This is a genomic window from Flavobacterium ammonificans, from assembly GCF_020886115.1.
Lineage (GTDB): Bacteria > Bacteroidota > Bacteroidia > Flavobacteriales > Flavobacteriaceae > Flavobacterium > Flavobacterium ammonificans.
Genome location: NZ_AP025185.1, coordinates 1181570 through 1199724, shown reverse-complemented (window position 1 = coordinate 1199724; position 18155 = coordinate 1181570). Strand labels below are relative to the sequence as shown.

17 protein-coding genes are annotated in these 18155 nt (G+C 35.3%); 7 read left to right on the top strand and 10 right to left on the bottom strand.

Annotated elements, in window-relative coordinates; all coding sequences use genetic code 11:
• Positions 1 to 8: 8 nt before the first annotated feature.
• From LPC20_RS05090 to hpt, 6 genes are all read right to left on the bottom strand, one after another.
• A complete protein-coding gene (locus LPC20_RS05090) occupies positions 9 to 1409 on the bottom strand; it encodes a UDP-N-acetylmuramate--L-alanine ligase (RefSeq protein ID WP_229327094.1) in 1401 nt (466 codons plus the stop codon).
• 58 nt (positions 1410 to 1467) lie between these two features.
• Positions 1468 to 2115 (bottom strand): tetratricopeptide repeat protein, encoded by a 648-nt coding sequence (locus LPC20_RS05085; protein WP_229327092.1) that lies wholly within the window; start codon positions 2113 to 2115, stop codon positions 1468 to 1470.
• 147 nt (positions 2116 to 2262) lie between these two features.
• Positions 2263 to 3264, bottom strand: a complete 1002-nt coding sequence (gene obgE, locus LPC20_RS05080; protein ID WP_229327089.1) for a GTPase ObgE — start codon at positions 3262 to 3264, stop codon at positions 2263 to 2265.
• A gap of 59 nt (positions 3265 to 3323) precedes the next feature.
• The gene (locus LPC20_RS05075) at positions 3324 to 4547 is read right to left on the bottom strand and encodes a hemolysin family protein (protein ID WP_229327128.1); all 1224 of its coding nucleotides are present in this window, start codon (positions 4545 to 4547) and stop codon (positions 3324 to 3326) included.
• Between the two features lie 121 nt (positions 4548 to 4668).
• Positions 4669 to 5241 carry an adenylate kinase gene (locus LPC20_RS05070; protein WP_229327087.1) on the bottom strand — a complete coding sequence of 191 codons (573 nt, stop codon included), beginning with the start codon at positions 5239 to 5241 and terminating at the stop codon, positions 4669 to 4671.
• Positions 5242 to 5282: 41 nt separating this feature from the next.
• Positions 5283 to 5813: a hypoxanthine phosphoribosyltransferase gene (hpt, locus tag LPC20_RS05065; RefSeq protein ID WP_229327085.1), complete on the bottom strand. Its 531-nt coding sequence runs from the start codon at positions 5811 to 5813 to the stop codon at positions 5283 to 5285.
• Positions 5814 to 5997: 184 nt separating this feature from the next.
• On the opposite strand from hpt, the gene LPC20_RS05060 reads away from it, so the two are divergent.
• From LPC20_RS05060 to LPC20_RS05040, 5 genes are all read left to right on the top strand, one after another.
• Positions 5998 to 7155 carry a 5-(carboxyamino)imidazole ribonucleotide synthase gene (locus LPC20_RS05060; RefSeq protein WP_229327082.1) on the top strand — a complete coding sequence of 386 codons (1158 nt, stop codon included), beginning with the start codon at positions 5998 to 6000 and terminating at the stop codon, positions 7153 to 7155.
• Between the two features lie 71 nt (positions 7156 to 7226).
• Positions 7227 to 7709 (top strand): 5-(carboxyamino)imidazole ribonucleotide mutase, encoded by a 483-nt coding sequence (purE, locus tag LPC20_RS05055; protein ID WP_229327080.1) that lies wholly within the window; start codon positions 7227 to 7229, stop codon positions 7707 to 7709.
• 24 nt (positions 7710 to 7733) lie between these two features.
• Positions 7734 to 7961, top strand: a complete 228-nt coding sequence (locus LPC20_RS05050) for a hypothetical protein (RefSeq protein WP_229327078.1) — start codon at positions 7734 to 7736, stop codon at positions 7959 to 7961.
• Positions 7961 to 8245 carry a type II toxin-antitoxin system RelE/ParE family toxin gene (locus LPC20_RS05045; RefSeq protein ID WP_229327076.1) on the top strand — a complete coding sequence of 95 codons (285 nt, stop codon included), beginning with the start codon at positions 7961 to 7963 and terminating at the stop codon, positions 8243 to 8245. The genes LPC20_RS05050 and LPC20_RS05045 overlap by 1 nt, the downstream gene beginning before the upstream one ends.
• A gap of 41 nt (positions 8246 to 8286) precedes the next feature.
• Positions 8287 to 10314 carry a M3 family metallopeptidase gene (locus LPC20_RS05040; protein ID WP_229327073.1) on the top strand — a complete coding sequence of 676 codons (2028 nt, stop codon included), beginning with the start codon at positions 8287 to 8289 and terminating at the stop codon, positions 10312 to 10314.
• 141 nt (positions 10315 to 10455) lie between these two features.
• On the opposite strand, the gene LPC20_RS05035 is transcribed toward LPC20_RS05040, so the two are convergent.
• The 4 genes from LPC20_RS05035 to LPC20_RS05020 are packed head-to-tail and all read right to left on the bottom strand — an operon-like array spanning position 10456 to position 14593.
• Positions 10456 to 11499: a phosphotransferase enzyme family protein gene (locus LPC20_RS05035; RefSeq protein WP_229327071.1), complete on the bottom strand. Its 1044-nt coding sequence runs from the start codon at positions 11497 to 11499 to the stop codon at positions 10456 to 10458.
• Entirely contained in the window at positions 11490 to 12413 is a 924-nt protein-coding gene (locus LPC20_RS05030; protein WP_229327069.1) for a nucleotidyltransferase family protein, read from the bottom strand. The genes LPC20_RS05035 and LPC20_RS05030 overlap by 10 nt, the downstream gene beginning before the upstream one ends.
• A complete protein-coding gene (locus tag LPC20_RS05025) occupies positions 12400 to 13797 on the bottom strand; it encodes a Gfo/Idh/MocA family protein (protein ID WP_229327067.1) in 1398 nt (465 codons plus the stop codon). Before LPC20_RS05025 ends, LPC20_RS05030 begins: the two co-directional genes overlap by 14 nt.
• Positions 13798 to 13849: 52 nt before the next feature.
• Entirely contained in the window at positions 13850 to 14593 is a 744-nt protein-coding gene (locus LPC20_RS05020; RefSeq protein ID WP_229327064.1) for a hypothetical protein, read from the bottom strand.
• Positions 14594 to 14759: 166 nt separating this feature from the next.
• Between LPC20_RS05020 and gcvP the strand changes: the two genes are divergently transcribed.
• Positions 14760 to 17603, top strand: a complete 2844-nt coding sequence (gene gcvP / locus LPC20_RS05015) for an aminomethyl-transferring glycine dehydrogenase (protein WP_229327062.1) — start codon at positions 14760 to 14762, stop codon at positions 17601 to 17603.
• A 164-nt stretch (positions 17604 to 17767) separates the two neighbouring features.
• The gene (locus tag LPC20_RS05010; RefSeq protein WP_229327061.1) at positions 17768 to 18145 is read left to right on the top strand and encodes a group III truncated hemoglobin; all 378 of its coding nucleotides are present in this window, start codon (positions 17768 to 17770) and stop codon (positions 18143 to 18145) included.
• The last annotated feature ends 10 nt before the right edge of the window (positions 18146 to 18155 follow it).

Below are 18155 nucleotides of genomic sequence, written 5' to 3'. Positions count from 1 at the left end.
GGTGTTTCTTATTCAATTAATTGTTTTACTTCATCAAAATTCAAACCTCCATAATTTCCAGAACTCATCAATAATAATGCGGAATTATCTAATTCTCGGTTGAATAAATAATTTTTAAACTCGGCTGGATTGGTATAGATAATCAAATCTTCTCTATTGAACGCTTTAGCAATTTGCTCATAGGTCACTTCTTCCAATTGTTTTATTTTTACCGCATCTGGCGAATAAAAAACAACCGCTTCATCAGCATATTCTAGGGCACCTTCGTATTCTTTTAAAAACTCAGCATTCAAACTACTGTAGGTGTGCAATTCTAAACAAGCCACCAAAGTACGTTTAGGATATTGTTCTTTTACAGCTTTGGTTGTAGCGGCTACCTTACTTGGCGAATGTGCGAAATCTTTATAGGCAACTCTTCCCTTTCCTTCGGCAATTTTTTCCAAACGCTTGGAAGCACCTTTGAAACTGGCAATGGCTTCATAAAAATCAGCTTCATCTACACCCATATTTTGACAAATCCATTTGGCTCCAGCCAAATTGTTTAGATTATGTGCGCCAAAAACTTCAATAGGCATTGGTCCTTCAGGAGTTTCCAAAAGTGTTACTCCATCACTTACCGAATACGCTGGCGTACTATATGCTAATTTCCGAATTGGATTCGTAGCGGCTTCTGAAACGCGTTTCACCTCAGCATCATCTTCATTGTATACTAAAATCCCACCATTCGTAATTTTATCGATGAAAATTTCAAATTGCTCTACATAGTTATCATAGGTTGGAAACACATTAATATGATCCCAAGCAATCCCTGAAATCAAGGCAATATTAGGTTGATACAAATGAAATTTAGGGCGTCTATCTATTGGCGATGACAAATATTCATCACCTTCCAAAACCATAAAATCATTTTCTTCGGTAAGATGTACCATGGTGTCAAATCCTTCCAATTGAGCCCCTACCATATAATCGACCGCAATATTGTGATAATGCATGACATGCAAAATCATCGAAGTAATAGTAGTCTTTCCGTGAGAACCACCAATAACCACTCGGGTTTTGTTTTTGGACTGTTCGTATAAGAATTCAGGATACGAATAAATTTTCAATCCTAATTCCTGTGCTTTCAACAACTCAGGATTGTCTGCCTTAGCGTGCATCCCCAGAATTACAGCTTCAATATCAGTTGTTATTTTTTCCGGAAACCAACCCATTTCAGTAGGTAGAATTCCTTTCTTTTCTAATCGTGATTTTGAAGGTTCAAAAATAGCATCGTCACTACCTGTAACTTGATATCCTTTGTTGTGTAGCGCTAAAGCTAAATTATGCATCGCGCTTCCGCCAATGGCGATAAAATGTAGCCCCCTAACCCCCGAAGGGGGAATACTTTTAGTATTATTTGTATCAATCATCTTAAGTTTATTTATTTACCTCATTTTTAAGTCCCTCCTTTGGAGGGGTTGGGGAGGCTTATTTTTCAAATTGTGCTTTTAACTGTTGTGCTTTATCCGAATTTTTCATTCTATTTAAATACAAATTGTATAATTTCTGAAAAGCTACTTTAGAATTGGTCAACTCCAAAGCCTTACTATAATTCAACTCCGCTTTTTTATTTCGACCAAAATACTCATCAATATATCCTTTAGACAGATATCCTTCTAAAGGCGACAATCGCATTAGTTCATTTGAATAAGCCATTGCTTTTGTTTCGCTACCGCCAATAATACCAGGCAATTCCAAATACAACATCACTAATGCCCAACGCGATTCAGTATGCTTAGGATCCAAAGCCGCAGCCTTTTCAAAGGAGGATTTAATTTCATCAATCATTCCTAATGCTTTAAATTTATTCACGGTCTTAGCTTTCATACCTAAAGTGCCACCATACTTGTAGTGGTAATCGGCATTATTGGGCTGAATTATCTTTATCTTTTTGTAATATAAAATTGCTTTGTCCCAATTCTTGTTTTGCCCTGCAATATCTCCTAAATACTCTAACGATTTACTATGTGATGGGTTTTCTTTGATCACACTCTCAAACGCTATTCGCGCTAACTCAGTTTTTCCAGAAGCCAATAACTGAGCTCCTTTTTCAAAATTAGATTGAGATAAAAGCATACTTGGAACAAACAATAAAAAAAATACCACTCGATTCATATTCCAAAAATAAGGAAATTTACACTTGCTTTTCACTCAAACTGAAAAGGTTTTTATAAAAAAATCCGTTTCAATTGAAACGGATTTGTATTTTAAATAAGTTGAAACTTAGTTATTCAACATAGACCATAATTTATCTTTCAATTCGGTCAAACCTTGTTGTGCCACAGAAGAGATGAACATATACGGAACATCTTTAAATGCAACATCCAACTCTATCTTTAGTTCTGCCTTCAATTCTTCATCCAGCATATCAATTTTTGAAATGACTAACAAACGCTCTTTGTCTAACATTTCTGGATTGTATTTGGTCAATTCGTTAACCAAAATATCATATTCTGCTTTAATGTCTGGTGTGTCTACAGGTACCAAAAACAATAAGGTAGAGTTACGCTCAATATGTCTTAAGAAATAATGGCCTAAACCTTTCCCCTCAGCTGCACCTTCAATAATACCAGGAATATCAGCAATTACAAACGATTGAAAATCACGATAGGCTACAATTCCAAGATTCGGTTTTAAAGTCGTAAACGGATAATCAGCAATTTTTGGCTTAGCCGAAGTCAAAACGGATAATAAAGTAGATTTTCCAGCATTGGGAAACCCAACCAAACCTACATCAGCCAAAACTTTTAATTCTAGAATCACGTCCATTTCTATACCTAGTAATCCAGGTTGTGCATAACGTGGTGTTTGGTTCGTAGAACTTCTAAAGTGCCAGTTTCCTAAACCTCCTTTACCTCCTTGAGCTAAGATGCGTTTCTCTCCGTCTTCTGTAATTTCAAATAATACGTCTCCGGTTTCTTTGTCTTTAACCACTGTTCCTAATGGTACTTCAATGTATTTATCATCCCCATCAGCTCCTGTACTTCGGTCTCCACCTCCATCTCCTCCATGTCCAGCTTTGACGTGACGTGCAAACTTTAAGTGAAACAAAGTCCAGAGACTTTTATTTCCAACTAAGTATACGTGACCACCGCGACCTCCATCTCCTCCATCAGGCCCCCCTTTTTCAATAAATTTTTCTCGATGCAAATGCGTTGAACCTTTTCCTCCTTTTCCTGAAGAAACAAATATTTTAACGTAATCTACGAAGTTTCCTTCTGTCATTTTTTCTTTTTTATTAGTAACAATATCGCTATTGTTATCAAGTACAATCTAAAAAGTAATTACTCTTTAAGTGTTGTGATTAATACTTTATCGATGATAACACCATCCATTTTTTGAGCTTCAAACTCTAATTTATTCCAAATCAATTTATCTCCTTCTTTAGGAATCGCACCAAGTTCGGTTATAATGAATCCACTTACAGTGGTTACTTCATAGTCCGTAGTCAACTCATCCATATCGAAATAAGTTAAAAAGTCATGTAACGAATACTGTCCGTCTACTAACCAAGAACCATCTTCATTAGCCACTAATTTATACTCATCGTCATCAAAATCTGAGGCGTCTCCTACCAGCGCTTCTAAGATATCATTCAACGTAATTATTCCTTGAAAAACACCATACTCATCGGTTACGAAAGCATAATGAATTTTAGACTTTTTAAAATTCTCAAGAGCTTTATATGCCGAAGTATGCTCAATAAAATAGGCGGGTTCTTTAGCAATTGACTTCAATTGAAAATTACCTTTTTCAAAATTGGCAAACAAATCTTTTAAATACACAACTCCAACTACCTCATCTAGATTTTCTTCGCACACAGGATAAACAGAATGCAATTCATCTAATACTTTGGATTTAATTTCTTCTACCGTATCTTCAAGTGATAAATACACCATTGAACTACGATGCGTCATTAACGAATTTACTTTTCTGTCTCCAATGTGAAATACTCGTTCCACTATATCTTGCTCAATTTCTTGAACTTCTCCTACCTCTGTACCCTCTTTAATAATTGCCTTGATTTCTTCTTCAGTGACTTTACCGTCAGCAGTAGGCTTAATTTGTAAAATATCCAGTAAAAAATCAGTAGAACTAGTTAACAACCAGATAAATGGCGCCATTACAACTGAAACGAATTTCATTGGCATTGCTATTGCTTTAGCTATAGATTCTGGATGATTTAAACCAATACGTTTTGGAAGCAATTCACCTAAAACCAATGAGAAAAAAGTCAAAATCACAACTACAATTCCTACTGCAATGGAATTCGCATAAGGTTGTAAGGCAGAAAATCCACTTACAAAAAATTCCACATCTTCGGTAATTTTATCTCCACTATAGATACCCGTCAATATTCCAATAAGAGTGATTCCTATTTGTACCGCCGAGAGAAATTTATTAGGAGAATTAGCTAAATCAAGTGCGGTTTTAGCCGTTTTACTTCCTTTTTTAGCAGCAGTTTCTAACCTACTTTTTCGTGAAGAAATCAACGCAATTTCCGACATAGAAAAGACGCCATTCAGTAGAATTAATAAAAATATAATAAGTAGTTCCAATTTTATTTTATTATGGTTGAAAAAATCAAGCTAAAAAAATTATTTAACAGATGTTTTGAACTGTTTTTGATTACAGATTATCGATTACAGTACTCAAGCGTTCTGTTATATCTGCGATAGAACCAATTCCGTCAACAGCATAAAACTTCTCTTGTTCTTTGTAATAATCCATTAATGGAGCAGTTTTTTCATTGTACTCGTCATAACGATTTCGGATTTTTTCTTCATCTTGATCATCCGGTCTTCCTGAAGTTTTTCCTCTTTCTAACAAACGTTGCACCAAAATTTCATCGTCTGCTTCTAAAGCTACAGTAGCCGTAATTTGTTGTCCTTTTGATTCTAAAAAACGATCCAATGCTCCTGCCTGTGCTAAAGTTCTTGGAAAACCATCAAATAAAAAACCAGCAGAATCAGGATTATTATCTACTTCTGATTGCAACATTTGAATCGTTACTTCATCCGGTACTAAATCGCCTTTGTCCATATAGGTTTTGGCTAACTTTCCTAATTCGGTTTCGTTTTTGATATTGAATCTAAAAATATCTCCTGTTGAAAGGTGTGTTAAATTGTATTTTCCTTTTAAAAATTCGGCTTGAGTTCCTTTTCCTGCACCTGGTTTCCCAAATAAAACAATGTTAATCATTTTCTAAATCTATTTTTGTGTGTTGTAAATATGGTTATTAATTAGTCTTTCAATTGATATACTTCGGGTAAATTACGACCCAATCCGTCATAATCCAATCCGTAGCCAACAATAAATTTGTTCGGAATTCGAATTCCAACATAATCTACAGGCAAGTCTTGTTTATAGGCTTCTGGTTTGAAAAATAAAGTAGCAATCTTAAACTCTTTCACATTTTCTTTTTCGAATAAAGCTTTCAAAGCCACCAAAGTGTTGCCAGTATCCACAATATCTTCAATTACAATTACGGATCTTCCTGACAAATCTTGATTCAAACCAAGTAATTGTTTCACATTTTCTGTAGAAGAAGTACCTTCATAAGAAGCCATTTTGATAAAACTAACTTCACAAGGCGAAGTATAGCGTTTCAATAAATCAGAAACTACCATAAAAGCACCATTCAAAACCCCAATAAAAACGGGAGTTTCACTAGAAAAATCAGCCGTTATCTGAGTTACCATTTTGGTAATCGCAAAATCAATTTCTTTAGCAGAAATAAATGGCACAAATTGCTTATCGTGTAATTGAATCATTATATTTAGTATAAAACAAAGAGCAAATATACTGAATTCGGATTGGACAATCTATATAATAAATGTGAATTTGTATTTTAAAAATGACGAATTATCCATTATCAATTGTTAATTATCAACGGACTAAGTATCTTTGCACAGTTAGGCTACAAAAGCCCAGCAATTGAAGTAAAAGAGAAAACAAATGAATTATTTTTCTTCTGATTTTAAATTAGGAATTCTTGGTGGTGGGCAACTAGGCAAAATGCTATTATTTGACACCCGAAAATTTGACATTCAAACCTACGTTTTAGACCCAAGTGATGAGGCGCCATGCAAAATCGCTTGCAATGAATTCTACCAAGGCGACTTGATGGATTTTGACACGGTGTACACCTTCGGAAAAAAAGTGGATGTATTAACTTTCGAAATCGAATTGGTGAACTTAGATGCTCTTGTCAAATTAGAAGAAGAAGGACTACCCGTTTATCCTTCACCAAAAACCTTGAAATTAATTCAAAATAAAGGAATTCAAAAAGATTTTTATACCCAACATAACATTCCAACTGCACCCTACTCGCGATTTGAAAATCTTCAAGATCTAAAATCAGCAATCAACAATCAGCAATCAGTAATCCAAATGCCATTTGTATGGAAGTGTACCGAATATGGTTACGATGGAAATGGCGTAAAAGTAGTCAGAAAAGCTAATGATTTAGACGAATTACCTAACGTAGAATGTATCGCTGAGGCAATGATTCCCTTTAAAAATGAATTGGCAGTTATTGTCTGTCGCAATCCTTCAGGCGAAATCAAAACCTATCCTGTAGTGGAAATGGAATTTCATCCCGAAGCCAATCAAGTGGAATATGTAATTTGTCCAGCGCGTATTGACGAGGAAGTTGCCAAAAAAGCCAGAGCTATTGCATTGAATGTTTCACAACAATTCAATCACGTAGGTCTATTGGCTGTAGAAATGTTCCAAACTGAAAATGACGAAATTTTAGTTAATGAAGTCGCTCCGAGACCACACAATTCAGGGCACTATTCAATTGAAGCGAGTTATACCTCACAATTTGAAAATCATTTACGTGCTATATTGAATTTACCTCTTGGAAATACCGATAGCAAAGCTGCCGGAATTATGGTTAATTTAGTTGGTTCAGAAGGGTATTCTGGCCAAGTAATTTACGAAAATATTGAAAAAATACTTGAATGGAATGGTGTTACACCACACATTTACGGTAAAAAGCAAACACGTCCATATAGAAAAATGGGACACGTCACCATAGTAAATAATGACGTAAACGAGGCACGTAAAATTGCCGAACAAGTAAAAAACACGATCAAAGTAATTTGTTAATTTGAAAATTTACTAATTTGAAAATGAAATCAATATCTTTAAACAACTAAACCATAAACACCTCAACCAAAATGAAAGTAGCCATTATAATGGGAAGCATTTCGGATATGCCAGTAATGCAAGACGCCATCGACATTTTAAAAGAATTTGGAATAGAAACCGAAGTAGATATCGTATCAGCTCACAGAACTCCCGAAAAGTTATTTGATTTTAGCACAAAGGCACACGAAAGAGGTATTTCGGTAATTATAGCAGGCGCTGGTGGTGCCGCACATTTACCTGGAATGGTAGCATCTATGAGTCCGCTTCCTGTAATTGGCGTTCCAGTGAAGTCAAGCAATTCAATTGATGGTTGGGATTCGGTTTTATCTATTTTACAAATGCCAAGCGGAGTTCCGGTAGCAACCGTAGCATTGAACGGAGCTAAAAACGCAGGTATCTTGGCTGCTCAAATCATCGGGAGTGCTGATGCTACTATTTTAAACCGAATTATCACTTACAAACAATCCTTAAAAGAAGCTGTAATCAAAGCGTCAGAAGGATTGAAAAAATAATTACCTTTGGTTAAAACAATTGTTATGAACATCCATTCAACTAAAATAGAACTTGCAAAAATTGTTTTGGATATTGAGAATCCGATTTTAATAGAAGAAATTTTGAATTTGATTCAGTCAAAGTCTGAATTAACTGAAAAACAAAAATCAGCCATTGATGATGCAATTTATTCACTAGAAAATAATGAAGGAATTTCTCATAACATAGTTATGGAAGAAACAAAAAATCGATATTCAAAATATTTTAAATAATGATTGTTTGGTCGCCCCAAGCCAAAAGAGACTATTGGCAAAATATTGATTATTTAGAATTGAAATGGTCAATTCAAGATGTCTTAAATTTCATTGAAAAAGTAGACTACACAATTCAATTAATTGCAAAAAACAACACCCTATTTACCACAACAAATTATAAAAGCGTTCATAAAGTAGTAATTACAAAGCAGATTACACTTTATTACAGAATTACTTCAACTAACATTGAACTTTTACGTTTTTGGAATAATTATCAAGATTTAGAAAATTTTAAACTATAAAACTTTGTGCTACCGACGCTTCGGACCGCTATTTAAAAATAATGAATATCTTAACCTCAACATACAATACCAAATATAACACAGCGCCTTTCTCTCAAATTCAAATGAGCGATTACCAATCTGCTTTTGAAACAACAATTGCAGCAGCGCGTGCCGAAATTGATGCCATAACAAACAACACCGAAAAGCCAACTTTTGAAAACACTATCGAATCCTTGGATTATTCAGGACAACCTTTAGATCGTTTATCATCTATTTTTTTCAATTTAAATTCGGCTGAGACTTCTGACGAAATGCAGAAAATTGCTCAAGAAGTATCGCCTATACTAACTGCTTTTAGTAATGATATTTCGTTGAATGAAATTTTGTTTCAAAGAGTTAAAGCAGTATACGATCAAAAAGACGAATTGACTTTAACACCTGAGCAAGCCACTTTATTAGATAAAAAATACAAAAGTTTTGCCCGAAACGGCGCCTTACTTAGCGAAGATAAAAAGTCCCGCTTACGTGAAATTGATACTGAATTAGCCAAACTAAAATTAACTTTTGGTGAAAATGTTTTGGCTGAAACCAACAACTACGAATTGCACATTACTAACGAAGACGATTTAAAAGGGTTGCCTGAAGGCGCTATCGAAATGGCTCGTTCTTTGGCTGAAACCAAAGAAAAAGAAGGTTGGATTTTTACTTTAGACTTTCCAAGTTACTTGCCTTTTGTGACCTATGCTGACAATCGTGAATTGCGAAAAGAGATCACCATTGCCGCAGGAAAAAAAGCCTTTCAAAATAACGAATTCGACAATCAAGCAATTACATTACAAATAGCTAAACTACGTTACGAACGCGCTAATTTATTAGGATATGAAACTCACGCACACTTCGTTTTAGAAGAACGTATGGCTCAGCATCCTAATCAAGTTACAACGTTTTTAAGTGATTTATTAGCCAAAGCAAAACCTGCAGCTGAAAAAGAATTTGCACAATTAACTGCTTTCGCGAAAGAATTGGACGGAATTGACCAATTAGAAAAATGGGACGGACCTTATTATTCAGAAAAATTGAAACAAAAATTATTCAATTTGGATGACGAACTATTAAAACCCTATTTCAAATTAGAAAATGTGTTGAATGGTGCGTTTACGATTGCTAACAAACTATTTGGATTGACGTTCAGAGAAATTTTTGACATCGACAAATACCATTCAGATGTACAAACTTTTGAAGTAGTAGACGAGAAAAACGAATTGGTTGCGATATTCTACGCCGATTTTTTCCCAAGAAAAGGCAAACGAAATGGCGCTTGGATGACATCGTTCAAACCGCAATACATTCAGAATGGCGTAAACGAAAGACCACATATTTCCAATGTATGTAATTTTACACCACCTACTCCAACCAAACCTTCTCTTTTAACATTTAACGAAGTGACTACTTTGTTTCATGAATTTGGACACGGTTTACATGGTATGTTAGCCAATACCACCTATCCAAGTTTATCAGGTACTTCCGTATTTTGGGATTTTGTAGAATTGCCTTCCCAAGTGATGGAAAATTGGTGTTACGAACCTGAAGCCTTGGCTTTGTTTGCCAAACATTACGAAACAGGCGAAATTATTCCGCAGGAATTTGTAGAAAAAATCAAAGAAAGCGCTAGCTTTTTAGAAGGAATGGCTACTTTACGCCAATTGAGTTTTGGCTTATTAGACATGGCTTTCCACAGTAATAATCCAACTGAAATTATGGATATCAAAGCGTTTGAAAAAGCTACTTTTGAAGGCACCAGTCTGTATCCTGTTGTAGCCGAAAACTGCATGAGTGTTTCCTTCTCTCACATTTTCCAAGGTGGTTATTCGTCTGGATATTACAGTTACAAATGGGCCGAAGTCCTGGACGCTGATGCCTTTGCTTATTTCCAAGAAAAAGGGATTTTCAACAAGGAGGTCGCTACGAAATTCAAAGACAATATCCTTTCAAAAGGCGGTACGGAACATCCAATGATTTTATACAAACGATTCAGAGGACAAGAACCAAAACCAGAAGCCTTATTGAAACGCGCTGGGTTGATTTAAACCGTTTTTTTTTGCGTTAGGGATAGAGGCGGCATCCTTTTCATGGTGGACTAAGGTACTCGAAGTCCACCATGAAAAGATACAGCTGAAAGCCCGACCCTGTCATTGCGAGGCACGAAGCAAACAGGAAACGCCCAAAAGCTAAATTTTCAAAATCTGTTGTAATAAATTGATTTGATTTTTAGCTCGATTTAGATTTTGTTCAGGATAATTACATTGGTAATAAATATCTCCATTCAAATAATCGGTTAAGAAACGTAAAGCTTGAATATAGACAATAACCTGCGGCGCATAGGATAAATATTGCAATTCGATATCGGTTAAAAAAGAACCTGCTTCTGACAAAAAACCATTCGTTAATTCGTGATAAACATCTGAATTAAATACACCTTCCGGATCGGGCTCATCTTCTGATTTTGTATTAGTATATGAACGAATCATATCGCCGTAATCATATAAAATTGTCCCAAGCATTAAGGTGTCCCAATCGATAATCGCTTTGGGTTGGTTTGTGGCGGAATCAAAAAGAACGTTACTAATTTTAGGGTCGGCATGTATGAGTCGGATTGGCAACTCTTTTTGTTGTTGTAATTGCATCCACTTTTGAGGTAAGTCTTGGTGTTTTACCATCCACACTATTTGCTCTTGGGCTTTGATTAATCGGTCGGAATTTGCTGATTGCAAAGCGAGTTGAAAAGCATCAATTCTATTCTTTGTATCTAGAAAATGAGGCAAAACTGCTTGAATTTGATTTAGTTCAATTCCGTTTAGAAAGGTATAGAATTGACCAAAAAAAGCACCTACTGCAAACGCCTGTTCCGGATTTTCCACAACATTAATAGTGTAACTATTTTCAATTTGTGCCATCATCCGCCAACTGTCTCCTTCAAAATTGATTTCATTTTCACCTTCAGAAGTCTCGCACAATTCCAATATTGGATGTGGGTAATTATTAATTTTTAAAAAGCTGCTAACTAAAACAATATTAGACTGAATAGCTTTTGGCTTTTGAAAAACTAGGGTGTTTATTTTTTGTAAAATGTACTTCTTTCTCTGTGTTTCTATGACTGCCTCAACGCTATAGGTCGAATTAATTAAGCCGTTTGTAATAGGAGAAATAACAACTGCTTTTGCAGAAGGCAAAAAATGACAAATTATTTTATTGAGTATTGGATTTACTTCCACAATTCGCTCGGATATAATTTATTAGTAACACATTCTGAAATAAAATCAACTAATTGTACTTTATCCTCGGGATAGGTAATTCCGTGCCAACAATCCGTCGTATCTAATACACTCACTTTAACACTTTTAGAATCAATCATTCGTTGTACTTCAGTGGGAATATATAGTTCTGAAGTTGGATCTGGAACCGATTCCAAAAAAGCATAAAATGCCTTTTCTAAATTTTCAAAAATGGCGGGGTGGAAACCCCAAAAATTCATTGAAACTAAAGTATCTGATTCAATAATTTCCTTTTTACCATTTTCTATAAATACAATATCTTTTCCTTCACGAGCAATTTTGGTTCTTTCGATTACCTTTTGCAAACTGCCATCATCAGTAAGTGTGCAAATTCCTCTAGAAACAGCTCCATTTTCGCTTAAAGTAGCTGAAACCGGAAAGGCAACCATTGCAAATTGTTGGTGCTGAATTTGGCCATTGTCAATACATGCAGCCATATTAACAAACGCTTGTTTTCCGTAATAATCATCTGCATTGATTACCACAAAAGGTTCGCGGATACATTCTTTCGCACACAGAATAGCATGTGCAGTTCCCCAAGGCTTTTGTCTGTCTTGTAACAAATAATAAAACTCTGTTGGAATAAATTTTTCAAGAGATTGTTCTGCTAAATGAAGTTCAAATTGTTTTTCTACTGCAATTTTTTCTAATCTAGTAAGATATGATTTTGGAAGATGTGAATTTACCACAACCACTATTTTGGTAAAACCTGCCATTAACGCATCGTAGATGGAGAATTCCAAAACAGTCTCTCCGTTTGGAGTGATGCCATCCACTTGCTTTAATCCTTTGTAACGACTCCCCAATCCACCTGCCATAATGAGCAGTGTTTTTGCCGGTCTAAAATGCCCCATCGAATCCAAATACTGGTTTTCTTGTTTGCCAAGCGCCTTTAGTAAAATCTGGGATATCCACTACTTGTCCGTTCTTTTTGATTGATTTTTCGCTTAAAGGAGTAATGGCGTACCAAGTCGCTAAATCATATACATCTAACGGAAATTCTATATTGCGTTTGATACACTCAATAAAAGTATTGTCCACAAAGAAATCCATACCGCCATGTCCTGAATTTTCGGCATCTTTAGAATAGCGCTGCCAAAGTGGATGGTCGTATTCTTGCAACCATTTTTCGGTATTGTCCCAACGATGAGAATGTTTCATCAATTTTTCAAAATAGATAAATCCTTGATTATTTTCGCCCCAACCAAAATCTTGCCATATTCCATCGGTACCTTGCACTCTAAATCCTAAATTATAAGGGCGCTGCAATGAAGTATCATGGGTTAATAAAATGGTTTCCCCATTAGCGCACTGGATTTGTGTGGTTACAATATCTCCTTGTTGGAATTTTACTTTTGCATTGGGATGGTTCTTGCCCCCTTTTGGGTGTTCTTCAATATATTTTGTTAATCCTCTTGATTTAGAAGAAAAAGAAGAAAGACGTAACAACCTATTTCCTCTATTAACGTCAAACATCACCGCTACTGGACCTAGTCCATGTGTTGGATACAGTTCGCCATTTCTATTAACATAATGATTGGTTCGCCATTTGGCCTCACTAAATCCTTTATCACCAAACTCTACTCCCGAATTATACGCCGTTTGGCCGTCATTAAACAATACGCCTCTTAAATCATGCTCATAACCGCCTTGTCCGTGAATCAATTCGCCAAACATTCCTTTTCGAACCATATTCAAAACTGCCATTACATCGCGTCGGTAACAAACATTTTCCATCATCATAATAGGAACCTTCGTCTCTTCATAAGCCTTCACATACTCCCAACAATCTTCAACTGTCATAGCGCCACAAACTTCCATTCCGACAATTTTTTTTGCGTACATCGATTCAACACCCTGAATTTTATGCCACTCCCAAGGAGATGAAATAATTACAGCGTCAATTGTAGGATCTTTCAATAGATTTCTATAATCATAATCTCCGTTGCCAAACTCTTTCGCAGGTTGTTGTTTGTACTTCGCCATTAATTTTTGACCCATTGCCATCATTCTTGGTTCTGGATCGGCAAAAGCTACTACTTCAACATCAGTTCGTTTAAGCATTTCTTCTAAATGTGCTTGTCCTCTATACCCCATGGCTATAAATCCTAAACGGACTTTTTTATCGCTTTGAAAATTAGCATTATAGGAAAATAAAGAATTAGGCAAAATAAGTGCTCCAAAACCTGCAGCAGCAGTAGTTGAAAGAAAATTTCTTCGGGTAAAATTCGGATTCATAAATTAGGTATTTTTAGCTAATTTAATAAAATTCTGTTTTGAAAGTTGATTATTAGCTAAAAAGGAAAATAAGTAACCAAAAAACAGGCAAACTTTCGACCCAAAATGATGTATAATACCAACTCCTTTTTTCAGTAGAAAAATAAATAGCAACTACTGAAGATAAAGCATAGATAAAGCATGGATAAAGGCAGTCTAGTGCATGAAATGATACTACACAAAATAGAACTACTAATACATATCCTATTTGTTTTGTTCTTTGTATGCCAAACCAATGAGGGAGTGTTTTTAAAGCAACCGAATCAGTTGTGCTATCTGAAATTTCAAAAGGAATCATCACACTAGACAACAATAAAAATCGTTGTAAATAAATTACAATTACTTCTTCATGATTCATTAACGGAATATATACCGTGATGAAGGTCACTACAAAAGCAACGAAAAATGGTTTTATCCAGCCTATTTTCCTAAAACTTGGGTACAATACAACCAAAAGCAAAGCAATAAATAGGTGAATCTGAATATAATATTCTTGTTTATAGAATAAAAAAACACATACAATACTAGCTACTAAAGAAACACTTAGAATAGCTTTTACTTTTTTATCAAATACATTCTTAAATCCAAACCATTGTGAATACTTCAGAAAATTATATCCTACTATAGTTCCAAAAAAAACTAAAAAGGCATACGAGTTGAGTTGGGTAAAACTTAGTTGAACCAAAGAAAAAACTGCTAATCCAACATGTAAAGAGGATTTAATATAAAAATCTAAATATTTTTTAGTTTTAGACATATTGCAATATTAATCAATCTGTTAATAAGAGTTGTTTTTGGTTAACAAATTCTTAAAATATTACCATTTGTTGAACCTTAAAATACAAGTTTAATAATTACTTTTGCTCATGTTTTTTTAAAAAACAAACTAAACACAACTATTTATTCTTAAATATAGCGCTAAAATGAGAACAGACGCATTCGCTTTACGACACATCGGACCAAGAGAAACCGATTTGAATTTGATGTTAAAAACCATTGGTGTAGATTCTTTGGACCAACTAATTCATGAAACAATTCCTTCAGATATTAGACTTAAATCGGAACTTCAACTTGACGAACCTATGACTGAATTTGAATACTTAAATCATATTCAAGAATTGGGAAGCAAAAATAAAGTTTTTAAATCGTATATCGGTTTAGGATATCACCCTGCAGCAATTCCTGCCGTAATTCAAAGAAATATTTTTGAAAATCCAGGTTGGTATACTGCTTATACACCCTACCAAGCAGAAATTGCACAAGGTCGTTTAGAAGCTATTTTAAATTACCAAACTACTATCATTGAATTAACAGGAATGGAGATTGCCAATGCTTCATTACTTGATGAAGGTACCGCAGCGGCTGAAGCCATGGCTTTATTGTTTGATGTTCGTACTCGAGACCAAAAGAAAAATAATGTAAATAAATTATTCGTTTCTGAAGAAATTTTACCGCAAACCCTATCCGTATTACAAACACGTGCTACTCCAAAAGGAATAGAAATAGTAGTTGGAAATCACGAAACATTTGATTTTTCGACTGACTTTTTTGCAGCTGTTTTACAATATCCAGGCAAATTTGGTCAAGTAACCGATTATACTGGATTTATAACCAAAGCACATGCTACCGAAATAAAAGTAGCCGTTGCAGCAGATCTTTTATCATTAGCCAAATTAACTCCTCCGGGAGAAATGGGAGCTGATGTAGTGGTGGGAACTTCACAACGTTTTGGTATTCCAATGGGGTACGGTGGACCTCACGCAGCATTTTTTGCAACCAAAGAAGAACACAAACGTTCAATGCCAGGAAGAATCATTGGTGTAACAATTGACGCCAATGGAAATCGCGCTTTGAGAATGGCTTTAGGAACTCGTGAGCAACACATCAAACGTGAAAAAGCAACTTCAAATATCTGTACTGCACAAGTTTTACTGGCGGTTATGGCTGGAATGTATGCTGTTTATCACGGACCAAAAGGACTTAAATATATTGCCAATAAAGTACATGCCTCGGCAGTAACTTTGGCGGAAGCCCTAAATAAACTTGGTGTATACCAAACCAATTCTGCTTTCTTCGATACCCTTTTAGTAAAAGTGGATGCTGCGAAGGTTAAAACTGTTGCAGAGAAAAACGAAGTAAACTTCTTCTATGTTGACAACGAAACGATTTCGATTTCATTAAACGAAACCACTTCACTAACAGACCTAAACCAAATTGTATCCATTTTTGCGGAAGCTTTAGGGAAGTCAAATGTGCAAATTAATGAATTTGCAAATGAAACAATGGTTCCTAAAAACCTAGAAAGAACTTCATCTTTCTTGCAACACGAGGTATTCAATAACCATCATTCAGAAAGTCAGTTGATGCGTTATATCAAAAAGCTAGAACGTAAAGATTTGTCATTGAATCACTCGATGATTTCTTTGGGTTCTTGTACCATGAAATTGAATGCTGCAGCCGAAATGTTGCCATTATCTATGGCTAATTGGAACAGTATTCACCCGTTTGCTCCAATTGAACAAGCCGAAGGATACCAAATCATGCTGAAAAAATTAGAACAGCAACTGAATGTGGTAACAGGTTTTGCAGGAACTACTTTGCAACCAAATTCGGGTGCACAAGGTGAATATGCTGGTTTAATGACCATTAGAGCCTATCATTTATCAAGAGGAGATCATCACAGAAATGTGTGTTTAATTCCTTCTTCGGCACACGGAACCAATCCAGCATCGGCAGCGATGGCAGGAATGGAAATTATTGTAACTAAAACTACTCCAGAAGGAAATATTGACGTTGAAGATTTACGTGCTAGAGCTATAGAATACAAAGACCGTTTGTCTGCTTTAATGGTAACCTATCCTTCAACTCACGGTGTTTTTGAAAGTTCGATTATTGAAATCACTAATTTAATTCATGAAAATGGAGGATTAGTATATATGGATGGTGCCAATATGAATGCGCAAGTTGGTTTAACCAATCCTGCTACAATTGGCGCTGACGTTTGTCACTTAAACTTACACAAAACCTTCGCCATTCCTCACGGTGGTGGTGGACCTGGTGTTGGACCAATATGTGTGAACGAGAAATTAGTGCCGTTTTTACCAACTAATCCAATTATCCCAACAGGAGGTAATCAAGCCATTTCAGCTATCTCAGCAGCTCCTTACGGATCAGCCTTAGTATGTTTAATTTCGTATGGTTATATTTCAATGTTAGGGTCAGAAGGCGTTACTAATGCAACTAAATATGCTATTTTGAATGCCAATTATATGAAAGCGCGTTTAGAAGCTCATTATCCAATATTGTATTCAGGAGAAATGGGAAGAGCGGCTCACGAAATGATATTAGATTGTCGTGCATTTAAACAACAAGGAATTGAAGTAACCGATATTGCAAAACGTTTAATGGATTATGGATTCCACGCGCCAACGGTTTCTTTCCCAGTTGCAGGAACTTTAATGATAGAACCAACTGAATCAGAAGATGTAGCAGAATTAGATCGTTTTTGTGATGCTATGATTGCTATTCGAAAAGAGATTGAAGTAGCTAATGCAGACGATCACAATACCGTTTTACACAATGCGCCACATACACTAGCAATGCTTACGACTGATGTTTGGAATTTTCCATACACTAGAGAACAAGCAGCTTTCCCGCTAGAATACATTGCAGAAAATAAATTTTGGCCAAGTGTGCGTCGTGTAGATGATGCTTACGGAGATAGAAATTTAGTTTGTTCTTGTGCACCAATTGAAGCATATATGTAAATCAATATAAGAAGTACGAGCTTAAAGTACGAAGAATAAGGTTTCAAGTGTCATTTTGAATTAAGTTCAGAATCCTTGAAACCTTTTTCATACATATGAATTGTGGTTTTAATCTTTATATTACAATTGAAATCACCTAACTTTAAAATTAAAATGTAACCAAAATGAAAGATATTCAAACTCCAGAAGAAATATATATTGTAGTAGATGAATTCTACAAAAAATTATTGGCTGACGATACAATTAGTTACATCTTCACAGATGTCGTAAAGATAAAGCTAGAAGAACACTTACCCATTCTGGTTACTTTTTGGTCACAAGCCATTTTAGGAACGGGTGGTTATGTCAACAATTTAACTCAAATTCATTTGGATGTGAACGCAAAATCCTATCTAACCAAAGAATTATTTGACATTTGGCTCAATCACTTTGAAGCAGCCATCAACGAAAACTTTGAAGGCTTCAATTGTGAACGAATGAAAAACCAAGCCCATAATTTATCCACCATTATGCAAATAAAAATTGCGCAACAAGATAAATAACTACTAAATT